The organism is Polaromonas sp. (genome assembly GCF_012927415.1).
GTDB lineage: Bacteria > Pseudomonadota > Gammaproteobacteria > Burkholderiales > Burkholderiaceae_C > Polaromonas.
Genome location: NZ_JABBPF010000203.1, coordinates 1 through 9,286 on the forward strand (window position 1 = coordinate 1; position 9,286 = coordinate 9,286).

Annotated in this window: 10 protein-coding genes and 1 tRNA gene; 7 read left to right on the forward strand and 4 right to left on the reverse strand. The window is 61.0% G+C overall.

From position 1 onward, the window contains the following. Window positions 1–124: 124 nt before the first annotated feature. The 5 genes from HHJ19_RS16510 to HHJ19_RS16530 all read left to right on the forward strand — a co-directional run bounded on the left by HHJ19_RS16510 (window position 125) and on the right by HHJ19_RS16530 (window position 3,935). A complete protein-coding gene (locus HHJ19_RS16510) occupies window positions 125–571 on the forward strand; it encodes a c-type cytochrome (RefSeq protein WP_296908959.1) in 447 nt (148 codons plus the stop codon). Between the two features lie 89 nt (window positions 572–660). Beyond that, the gene (locus HHJ19_RS16515; RefSeq protein WP_296908960.1) at window positions 661–1,728 is read left to right on the forward strand and encodes an FAD:protein FMN transferase; all 1,068 of its coding nucleotides are present in this window, start codon (window positions 661–663) and stop codon (window positions 1,726–1,728) included. A gap of 89 nt (window positions 1,729–1,817) precedes the next feature. Then, window positions 1,818–1,893 (forward strand) — tRNA-Ala (locus HHJ19_RS16520). 63 nt (window positions 1,894–1,956) lie between these two features. After that, on the forward strand, window positions 1,957–3,204 hold the full coding sequence (locus HHJ19_RS16525; protein ID WP_296908961.1) for a CaiB/BaiF CoA-transferase family protein: 1,248 nt from the start codon (window positions 1,957–1,959) through the stop codon (window positions 3,202–3,204). Then, window positions 3,204–3,935 (forward strand): alpha/beta fold hydrolase, encoded by a 732-nt coding sequence (locus HHJ19_RS16530; RefSeq protein ID WP_296908962.1) that lies wholly within the window; start codon window positions 3,204–3,206, stop codon window positions 3,933–3,935. Before HHJ19_RS16525 ends, HHJ19_RS16530 begins: the two co-directional genes overlap by 1 nt. A 207-nt stretch (window positions 3,936–4,142) precedes the next feature. Here HHJ19_RS16530 and HHJ19_RS16535 read toward each other — a convergent pair whose 3' ends face one another. The 3 genes from HHJ19_RS16535 to HHJ19_RS16545 form a co-directional block, all read right to left on the reverse strand. Continuing rightward, window positions 4,143–4,745 (reverse strand): OmpW family outer membrane protein, encoded by a 603-nt coding sequence (locus HHJ19_RS16535; protein WP_296908963.1) that lies wholly within the window; start codon window positions 4,743–4,745, stop codon window positions 4,143–4,145. 192 nt (window positions 4,746–4,937) lie between these two features. Continuing rightward, window positions 4,938–6,218, reverse strand: a complete 1,281-nt coding sequence (locus tag HHJ19_RS16540) for an aminotransferase class I/II-fold pyridoxal phosphate-dependent enzyme (protein WP_296908964.1) — start codon at window positions 6,216–6,218, stop codon at window positions 4,938–4,940. A 181-nt stretch (window positions 6,219–6,399) separates the two neighbouring features. Next, window positions 6,400–7,104 (reverse strand): DUF4197 domain-containing protein, encoded by a 705-nt coding sequence (locus HHJ19_RS16545; RefSeq protein ID WP_296908965.1) that lies wholly within the window; start codon window positions 7,102–7,104, stop codon window positions 6,400–6,402. Window positions 7,105–7,119: 15 nt separating this feature from the next. Here HHJ19_RS16545 and HHJ19_RS16550 point away from each other — a divergent pair, with 15 nt between their 5' ends. Beyond that, the gene (locus tag HHJ19_RS16550) at window positions 7,120–7,635 is read left to right on the forward strand and encodes a TlpA disulfide reductase family protein (RefSeq protein ID WP_296908966.1); all 516 of its coding nucleotides are present in this window, start codon (window positions 7,120–7,122) and stop codon (window positions 7,633–7,635) included. A 268-nt stretch (window positions 7,636–7,903) separates the two neighbouring features. Here HHJ19_RS16550 and HHJ19_RS16555 read toward each other — a convergent pair whose 3' ends face one another. Continuing rightward, the gene (locus HHJ19_RS16555) at window positions 7,904–8,359 is read right to left on the reverse strand and encodes a cytochrome c (protein WP_296908967.1); all 456 of its coding nucleotides are present in this window, start codon (window positions 8,357–8,359) and stop codon (window positions 7,904–7,906) included. Between the two features lie 195 nt (window positions 8,360–8,554). Here HHJ19_RS16555 and HHJ19_RS16560 point away from each other — a divergent pair, with 195 nt between their 5' ends. Further along, a complete protein-coding gene (locus tag HHJ19_RS16560) occupies window positions 8,555–9,241 on the forward strand; it encodes a cytochrome b/b6 domain-containing protein (RefSeq protein WP_296908968.1) in 687 nt (228 codons plus the stop codon). Window positions 9,242–9,286 lie beyond the last annotated feature (45 nt).

Here is a 9,286-nt window from a genome sequence, read left to right on the forward strand (position 1 = left end):
AAACGCAACAGAGGGCTGAGCCGCTGCTTCAAATGAATGAGCAAAGCGCGGATTTCATCCGGCGCTTTGCCGGCAGTGCGTTAGTCCCTGACTCCCTTTTTTTCAACCCGAGAGGAACATGATCATGAATGCTTACCAACTCCTGCCTCTAGTCATTGCTGCGGCATTGGCCGGCTGTGGCGAAAAATCCCCTGCGACCAGCACCGCGACGGCACCCGCCACGGTGACGCCTGCGGCAACAGCGCCTGTCGCGACACCGGCGCCAACGGCTGCCGTAGCGACACCCGCCGCAGTCGTGGCCAAAGGTCCGGCCGCCAGCGCTGAAGTGCTGGCAAAAGGTGAAAAAATTTACACGGCTACTTGCGTGGCCTGTCATGGGGCAGGCGTACTGGGGTCACCCAAAATCGGCGACAAGGCCCTGTGGGCGCCCCGTCTTGCCAAAGGCATTGACGTGCTCTACGCCAACTCGATCAACGGCATCAACATGATGCCGGCGCGGGGTGGCAATGCGGCTTTGAAAGACGATGAAATGAGGGCTGCGGTTGACTACATGGTCAGCAAGGTCAATTGACGCTGGTTTTGGCAGCGGTTGGCCGGTGCGCGCAGCCGCATGCTGCTCCCACCCCCCAGCGTTGTTCAGGCCCGGAAAGCAGGCGACCGATGTTCTTCAATGTTTTACGGCAACTCTCCGGGTATCTGGTCGGAGCCCTGATCTTGTTGACGTGGCCCTGCAGCCATGCCGGCAGCGAGATGATCCATCGCATTCCGGGTCACGTTTTTGGCACCGAGGTCGAAGTCTCCATCTACGGTGAATCCGAAGCGCGCGCCAATCAGCTGGGTGCCAGCGTACTGAACGAGTTCGACCGTTTGCACCACAAGTTCCATGCCTGGCAACCCAGTGCGCTGACAGCGCTCAACGACAGCATTGCGCGCGGCGAAGCGTATCAGGCAGATGCCGAAATGGTCAGTCTGCTGAAGTCGGCCACTGAACTCGCTGAACGGTCGGACAATCTTTTCAATCCGGCGATTGGTCATTTGATCCGCCTGTGGGGGTTTCAGAGCAGCGAATTCACGGTTCATTCGCCAGCGCCAGCGGAAATCCGGCGATGGGTCGAGGCCAATCCGCGCATGTCCGATCTGCGTTATGAGGGCACCCGAATCTCCAGCCGCAACACGGCAGTGATGCTGGATCTGGGCGGCTATGCGAAAGGCTATGCGCTTGACCGCGCGGCGCTGATTCTGCGTGAGGCGCATGTGAAGGCAGCGCTGGTCAATATCGGCGGCAACGTGCTGGCCATCGGCCAACCAGGCAAACGGCCCTGGAAGGTCGGCATCCGCGATCCACGCGGTGAAGGCACGGTCGCCGCGCTGGAGCTGCACGATAACGAAGCCATCGGCACCAGCGGTGACTACCAGCGTTATTTCATGAAGGACGGCAAGCGCCATCCCCACATCATTGATGGCAGCACCGGAGAAACCATCGATCTGGTGGCGTCTGTGACGATCATCACCTCCGGCGGGAGTGATGCCGGCCTGCGCTCGGATGGCAACTCAAAGCCGCTTTTTGTCGCCGGCCCCCTGAAGTGGCGCGCGATGGCGCAGCGGCTTGGTTTAAACGAGGTGATGCTGATTGATGCCAGGCGCAATGTTGAAATGACGCCGGCGATGCGTGACCGGATAGCGGCTGCGAAAACCGCTGGTGAAGCAAAGCGTCCGGGCGCGCGCTGATGAAGCCCCAGGTGGCCTGAACCGATGTTCTTGCATTCAGTTCGCCGGCACCCGCCACCGGATTATTGGGCTTATCATTAAATGCTTTTGGGGCGGTAGCTCAGCTGGGAGAGCGCTGCGTTCGCAATGCAGAGGTCGTGAGTTCGATCCTCATCCGCTCCACCAGACTTTTTGCCCGCTTCATTTGCCTTCGGGGCGGCCCTGCCTCTCTGCAGGCAAAATAAGGGGATGAACTCTCTTCAAGGCATCCGCATTCTCGATTTGTCCCGCGTTCTTGCGGGCCCGTGGTGTACCCAGACGCTGGCCGACCTCGGCGCCGATGTCATCAAGATCGAGCGCCCCGGCAACGGCGACGACACCCGCACCTGGGGCCCGCCGTTTCTGAACGACGATCAGGGCGTTGAAACACACGAGGCGGCCTATTATCTGGGTGCCAACCGCAACAAGCGCTCGGTCACCTGCGACATTGCCCGGCCGGCCGGCCAGGCGCTGATCCGCGAGCTGGTCGCGCATTGCGATGTATTTGTCGAAAACTTCAAGGTCGGCGACATGGCGCGCTACGGACTGGACTACGCCTCGCTCAGAGCGCTGAACCCGCGCCTGGTTTACTGCTCGGTGACCGGTTTTGGCCAGAACGGCCCGTATGCGGAACGAGCCGGTTACGACTACGCGATTCAGGGCATGGGCGGCCTGATGAGCGTGACCGGCGAGCGCGACGATCTGGGCGGCGGTCCGCAAAAAGTCGGCGTTGCCGTGGCCGACCTGATGACAGGCATGTACGCGACGGTCGGCATCCTCGCCGCGCTGCGCCATGCCGAAAAAACAGGCGTTGGCCAGCAGGTGGACATGGCGCTGCTCGATACCCAGGTCGCCATGCTCGCCAACCTGGGCGCCAATTACCTGGTCAGTGGCAAGGTGCCGCAGCGCATGGGCAACGCGCACCAGAACATCGTGCCCTACCAGGTGTTCGAGGTAGCGCCTGCCCTTGATGGCAGCAAGGACCACCTGATCCTGGCGGTGGGCAACGACGCGCAGTATGTGAAGTTCTGCAAGGTTGCCAACATTCCCGAGCTGGGCCTGAATCCGCTGTTTGCCAAAAACCGAGACCGGGTGCATAACCGCAGCCAGCTGGTGCCGATTCTCGAAGCGGTCATGAAACTGCGCGGCAAGGCCGACTGGCTGTCCGCACTGGAAGCCGCCAAGGTGCCCTGCGGCGCCATCAACAACCTGGCCGAAGTTTTTGCCGACCCGCAGATCGAAGCGCGCGACATGGTCACGCACTGGCAGCATCCGTTGAAAAGCGACTTGCCACTGGTAGCCAGCCCGATCAAGCTGAGCGTCACGCCGGTACGCGTGCCCGGCCTGGGCGGACTGCCGCCGCCACTGCTGGGCCAGCACACCGACGACGTGCTGCGCAGCATGCTGAACTACTCCGACGGTCAGCTGGCTGAGCTGAAAAACGCACAGGTGATCTGATGGCCAATTTTGTCCTGGTGCATGGCGCGTGGCACGGCGGCTGGTGCTGGCAAAGGGTGACGGCGAAGTTGCAAAAGGGCGGCCATCGCGTTCACGCCGTCACGCTGACCGGCCTGGGCGAGCGCGCCCACCTGCTTTCGCCCGCCATCACGCTGGACATGCATGTCAACGATGTGATCAGCGCGATCGAGGTGGAAGAGCTGGACGATGTCGTTCTCGCCGTGCATTCCTACGCCGGCATGATTGGCACCGCCGTGGCCGACAGGTTGAATAATCGTTTGAAGCATCTGGTCTATGTCGACGCAGTGGTGCCCAAACCTGGCGAAAGCTGGAGCAGTACGCACTCCAGCGCAACACAGCAGCAGCGCCTGGCAGCGGCCCATGCCTCAACCCGCTTCAGCTTTCCGCCGCCCGACCCGGAAGTGTATGGCCTACACAACGAAGACCGCGAATGGGTCAGGCGCCGCCAGACCCCGCACCCTGGCAACACCTACCAGGCAGCACTTGACTTTGACGTGCAGCGCGTGGCCGGCGTGCCGCGCACCTTCGTCAGCTGCACCGAACCGGCGCTCGCGACCATCGCGCCCAGCAGACTGCGCGTGACCGACCCGAGGTTCTGGGACGGCGCCTGGCTGCCCAACTCCCGGGTGGTTGAAATCAGGACCGGCCATGATCCGATGATCAGCGAACCTGCGGCGCTGGCCCGCATTCTGCTCGAATGCGCCGGGTAATGCTTCACTGCAGTGCTATTTTTTTTAATAGCAAACAGAAGCCGTACTTGCTGGACGTGATGCCAATTTTATTGAAAATAATCAGCCTGACACGGGCTTCGGCGGCGCGGCGGCGATACCCCTCGCCGATGGACCAGCCGGCATGAAAAAGGCCCCGTGACGCAGGTGCGCCACGGGGCCCTGGATGCAGGTCGGGAGTGTCCGAACCTAGAAACGCCAGCCCACGCCCACGCCCGCGAGCAGGGGATCGGCCTTGAAAGTGCCCAGATTCGCGCCACCGGCATACACATCGGTGCGGATATAAACCTTCTTCAGGTCGAAATTGAGGTACATATTGCCCGTGAGTGGAATGTCCACGCCGACCTGCAGCGCCGGGCCCCAGCTGTTTTTGTCGATGCTGGCCGCGCCGCCGAGCACATCAACACCGGAAAACCGCGTGTAATTGAGACCGGCGCCGACATAGGGCTTGAAGCCGTTGAGGTCAAAGTGGTATTGCGCCATCAGCGTGGGTGGCAGATGCTTGAGCGTGCCGATATCCCTGCCCAGGACGCTGGAATGCAGGGTGTGTTTCTGAGGCACCGTCAGAACCAGCTCGACCGCAACGTTCTTGTTGAAAAAATAGCTGATGTCGAACTCTGGCATCCACTTGTTGTTGAGTGAAAGGCCCAGCGGCGTGCCGTCGCCATTGGCGCTGTTCAGATGCACGGCGCGGGCTCGAACCATCCACGGGCCTTGCGTGGTCTCCTGGGCGAAGGCGGCACCCGACAGGAGGGTGCACAGAACTGCGGCGGCGATGACTTGTTTTTTCATGATGAGCAGCTAATAAAGAGTCGGGAACATTCCCGGCTCTTATTGAAACGCCCAGCGACCATCACGCGTTTGATTTGGCTCAATCGTTTCTTCGACTCCCAGGTGGTGTGCACCTGACTTGAGGCAGATCAATTAACCACATCATAAACAAGGCTGAATCGTTGCGCATCGGCAACAATTCCGCCGAGCCCTTTAAACCGCCGCCAGCGCTTGCTCCAGGTCGGCCAGCAGGTCGTCGATATGCTCAATTCCCACCGACAAGCGCACCATGTCCTCGCTCACGCCGGCCCTGGCCAACTCGGCCGGGTTGAGTTGACGGTGCGTGGTGGAGGCTGGGTGGCAGGCCAGCGACTTGGCGTCGCCGATATTGACCAGACGCGTAAACAGCTCGAGCGCATCCTGAAAACGGGAACCCGCCGCCATGGCATCGGCCGCTGACCTGACGCCAAAACTGATGATGCCGGAGGCCTTGCCGCCCATGTATTTCTGCGCCAGCGCATGGTCCCGGTGCTCGGGCAAGCCGGCGTAGTTGACCCAGGCCACTTTGGGATGGTTCTTGAGGAAGTAGGCAATCGCCAGCGCGTTGTCGCAGATGCGGTCCATGCGCAGCGCCAGCGTCTCGATGCCCTGCAGGATCTGGAAAGCGGCCATCGCGCTCAAGGCGGCGCCCATGTTGCGCAGTGGCACGACGCGCGCGCGGCCAATGTAGGCAGCGGCGCCCAGCGCTTCGGTATAGACCACGCCGTGGTAACTCACATCAGGCTCGTTCAGGCGCTTGAAACGTGCCTTGTGCTCTGCCCACGGGAACTTGCCGCTGTCGACAATCACGCCGCCCAGCGTCGTGCCGTGACCACCCAGGTATTTGGTCAGCGCATGCACCACGATGTCGGCTCCGTGCTCGAACGGGCGGCACAGGTAGGGGCTGGAGACGGTGCTGTCAACGATCAGCGGCACGCCGGCCGCATGGGCTACGTCGGCCAGAGCGGCGATATCGGTCACATTGCCCAGCGGGTTGCCGATGGATTCGCAAAACACCGCCTTGGTGCGCGCGTCAATCAGCGGCGCAAACGCGGCCGGGTCGTGCGGGTCGGCAAAGCGCACCTCTATGCCCATCTGCGGAAAGGTGTGGGCAAACAGGTTGTAGGTGCCGCCATACAGCGCGGAAGACGCGACGATGTTGTCGCCGGTCTCGGCAATCGTCTGGATGGCGTAGGCAATCGCCGCCATGCCCGAGGCCACGACCAGCGCGCCAATGCCGCCTTCGAGCGCCGCCATGCGCGCCTCCAGCACCGCATTGGTCGGATTCATGATGCGGCTGTAGATGTTGCCGGCCACCTTCAGGTCGAACAGGTCGGCGCCGTGCTGGGTGTTGTCAAAAGCATAGGCCACGGTTTGGTAAATCGGCACGGCCACGGCCTTGGTGGTGGGGTCAGGTGTATAGCCGCCGTGAACGGCGATAGTCTCGATTTTCATGGTGTTCCAGTGCAAAAAGCCCAAGGCTAACAGGCAGGCCTGCGCCCGTCCAATACGCCATGCTTGCAGGCTCCTACGGCAGAAATCGCACTAGGCCGGGAATTACTCCCTTATTAATAGCAAGGTATGCCCGAAAGTAGTGGACCCCGGCACGAATAAGCCCTGATCCGCCGCGCCAGGCTTATTTCAGCGAGCCGAACACCTTCTGCAGGATCGCGCTGCCCGTGCCCACCGGGTTCTGGCGGATTTTCTTTTCCTCTTCGCCAATGATGAGGTAGAGCCCGTCCAGTGTTTTGCCGGTGACATACTGCTGCAGGTTGGCGTCTTCTTTTTTCACCAGGCCGAAGTTGGCGGCCTTGCCGGCGAATTCGTTGTATTTGTTGGCCAGACCCACCTTTTCGGTGGCCTGCGTCACTGCGGGCAAAAACTTCAGCCCCAACGCAGCGCGGGTTTTTTCGGCAAAGAAATTTGTCACCGAGGTGTCGCCGCCAGACAGGATGTTTTTGGCGTCATTGACATTCATGTCCCTGACAGCGCTTACCAGCAAGTCCTTGCCCATCGGCACAGCCGCTTCGGCGGCGCGGTTGATGGCGGTGACCAGCTCGTCGATACGCGGGCCCTGGCCAAAGTTTCTCAGCAATTTGGAAGCGTCTTCCAGATAGCCGGGCAAGGGAATGCGAACTTTTGGGTTACCGAGGAATCCATCAGTTTTGCCCAGTAGCGCAACCGCCGCGATAACGCCTTTTTCGAGGGCGGTTTTCAGGCCCTTGCTGGCATCGGCATTGCTGAGATCACCCAGCGAAAGCGCTTGGGCCTGTCGGCATGCGGCCCATATCAGCAAGCCCAGCGCGCTGGCACTGGCCTGGTTAAAATTTCGACGTCGCATGATGAGGTCCTTTCAATGGCAAAACTTTCTCCCGTGGCAGTATGCCGCATGGTGCTGGCGGGCGCACTGGTACTGGGCGGGGCGGCAGCTCTGTCGGGTTGCAGCGGCGCGCAGGCGGCGCCCGATTCGACCTTTGTGTTGCTTGACGGCAGCAAAAAGACCACCGCCGACCTGAAAGGCAAGGTAACGCTGGTGAACTTTTGGGCCACCAGCTGCGTGACCTGCGTGGCCGAAATGCCAAAGGTGATTTCCACTTACAACAAATACCGGGAGCAGGGCTATGACACGCTGGCCGTCGCCATGAGCTACGACCCGCCGAGCTATGTCGTCAATTACACCGAAACCCGTCAGCTTCCGTTCAAGGTCGCCATCGACAACACCGGCGTGGTAGCCAAGGCCTGGGGCGACGTGCAACTGACGCCGACAAGCTACCTGGTCAACAAGCGAGGGCAGATCGTCAAGCAATATGTCGGAGAGCCTGACTTTGCGGCGCTGCACCAGCTGATTGAAAAACTATTGGCTGAAACGTAGGCCCCCACGCTTGTCGCTTCGCGTAGCGCTGCCCCCGAGGGGGCGTTGCGCCTGCAGTCCGGCAAAACCAGTCCCGCGGCCCCCGCTGGTTAAGAGTGGTTTGCGGAGCTTCCTGTGAGGATGGCGAAAAAGGCTGGTTGCTGAAAGCAGCCGGCCTTTTTTCCATTGCCCCTTTCAAGCTCGAGCTGCAGGACCGGCTTTGCCGGACTGCAGGCGGGCGGCCCCTCGGGGGGCAGAGAGCTACCCGCAGTGAGCAAACGTGGCGGCTCTATTTATTCCGGAACGCGTCGTGGCAGGACTTGCAGGTTTCCGCAGTAGCGGCAAACGCCGTTTTCAGCACGTCAAGATTGCCGGTCTTCGAAGCGATTACCAGCTTGCCTGTTTCAAGAACCATCTTATCGCTGTATTCCTTGAACTTGGCCTGCTCGGTCCAGATTTCAGGCTTTGCCTTGGTGTTACCGCCCTTGTCGGTTCCCGGGCCAAAGGCCGCCCATGGCAGTTTTGCCATTTCGGCCACAATCTCGGCATTCTCCACGGCAGCCTTGGCGTCGAAAGGAATCTTGCCGTTGACCATGGCGCCGATGCGTCCGAAATGCGTTCCCATGACCGACAGTGCACTCTGACGGTATTTAATCGCATCTTCGGGCTTGGCAAACTGCGCCGAAGCCGGTGCGGCGATGGCCAGCAGGGTGGCTGCGGCGGCGATACAGGCAAAAGCTCTCATGTTTTTTTTCCTCTGGAGGTTTTTTTAAAGGGATGAAGGGCAACGCTTTACGGTTTGCTGCCAGACTGCAGGAGTTTAGTGAAGATTGATAAGTTCCACAGAAACTATTGCGTTGCGGGTAAACCCCGGGCAGACAGGCCGCGTTGCGGCTACGGCGCATGTATAAAAACCGACAACCATGAATAAGGAGTGCGAATGTTCAGGCCGGAAAATTTGATCACGGTACGGGTCTGGGATCTGCCCACACGCTTTTTCCATTGGGCGCTGGTGCTTTGCACGCTCGGGCTGGCCATCAGCGGCAGCATCGGGGGCAACGTCCTGGTCTGGCATCTGCGCCTGGGCTATACCATGCTGGCGCTGCTGCTGTTTCGCGTCGTCTGGGGGCTGGTGGGCGGGCGCTGGTCGCGTTTCGGGTCCTTTGTGTATGCGCCGCAAAGCATCATCAACTACCTGAAAGGCAAGGGCAAGCCGGAGCACAGCGTAGGCCACAGCCCCATCGGCGCAGGCTCGGTTTTTGCAATTCTGGCGGTGTTGATCGCCCAGGTGGGCACGGGCCTGCTCAGTGACGACGAGATTGCCTTTTCGGGGCCGCTGACACGCTTTGTCTCCAACGCCACGGTCGGCCTTGCGACCCACTACCACGCCGATATCGGCAAATGGGCGCTGCTCGCGCTGGTGTTGTTGCATGTGGCGGCGATCCTTTTTTACCTGCGACGCAAGCAGAACCTGGTGGCAGCCATGCTGCACGGCGACAAGCAACTGCTGGTGGCCGCGCCCGCATCGCGCGACGACACCGCCTCGCGCGCCGCCGCACTGCTGATCCTGTCTGCCTGCGCGGCGCTGGCCTATTGGGTGTCAACGCTCGCCCTGGCCGGGGTCTGAGCGGTCGTCCGGCGCGGAACCGGCTCGACGCGGGCAAACTCGGCA

Coding starts and splice junctions, on each gene's coding strand:
- HHJ19_RS16510 (WP_296908959.1), top strand. CDS start 125: ATGAATGCTTACCAACTCCTGCCTCTAGTCATTGCTGCGGCATTGGCC.
- HHJ19_RS16515 (WP_296908960.1), top strand. CDS start 661: ATGTTCTTCAATGTTTTACGGCAACTCTCCGGGTATCTGGTCGGAGCC.
- HHJ19_RS16525 (WP_296908961.1), top strand. CDS start 1,957: ATGAACTCTCTTCAAGGCATCCGCATTCTCGATTTGTCCCGCGTTCTT.
- HHJ19_RS16530 (WP_296908962.1), top strand. CDS start 3,204: ATGGCCAATTTTGTCCTGGTGCATGGCGCGTGGCACGGCGGCTGGTGC.
- HHJ19_RS16535 (WP_296908963.1), bottom strand. CDS start 4,745: ATGAAAAAACAAGTCATCGCCGCCGCAGTTCTGTGCACCCTCCTGTCG.
- HHJ19_RS16540 (WP_296908964.1), bottom strand. CDS start 6,218: ATGAAAATCGAGACTATCGCCGTTCACGGCGGCTATACACCTGACCCC.
- HHJ19_RS16545 (WP_296908965.1), bottom strand. CDS start 7,104: ATGCGACGTCGAAATTTTAACCAGGCCAGTGCCAGCGCGCTGGGCTTG.
- HHJ19_RS16550 (WP_296908966.1), top strand. CDS start 7,120: ATGGCAAAACTTTCTCCCGTGGCAGTATGCCGCATGGTGCTGGCGGGC.
- HHJ19_RS16555 (WP_296908967.1), bottom strand. CDS start 8,359: ATGAGAGCTTTTGCCTGTATCGCCGCCGCAGCCACCCTGCTGGCCATC.
- HHJ19_RS16560 (WP_296908968.1), top strand. CDS start 8,555: ATGTTCAGGCCGGAAAATTTGATCACGGTACGGGTCTGGGATCTGCCC.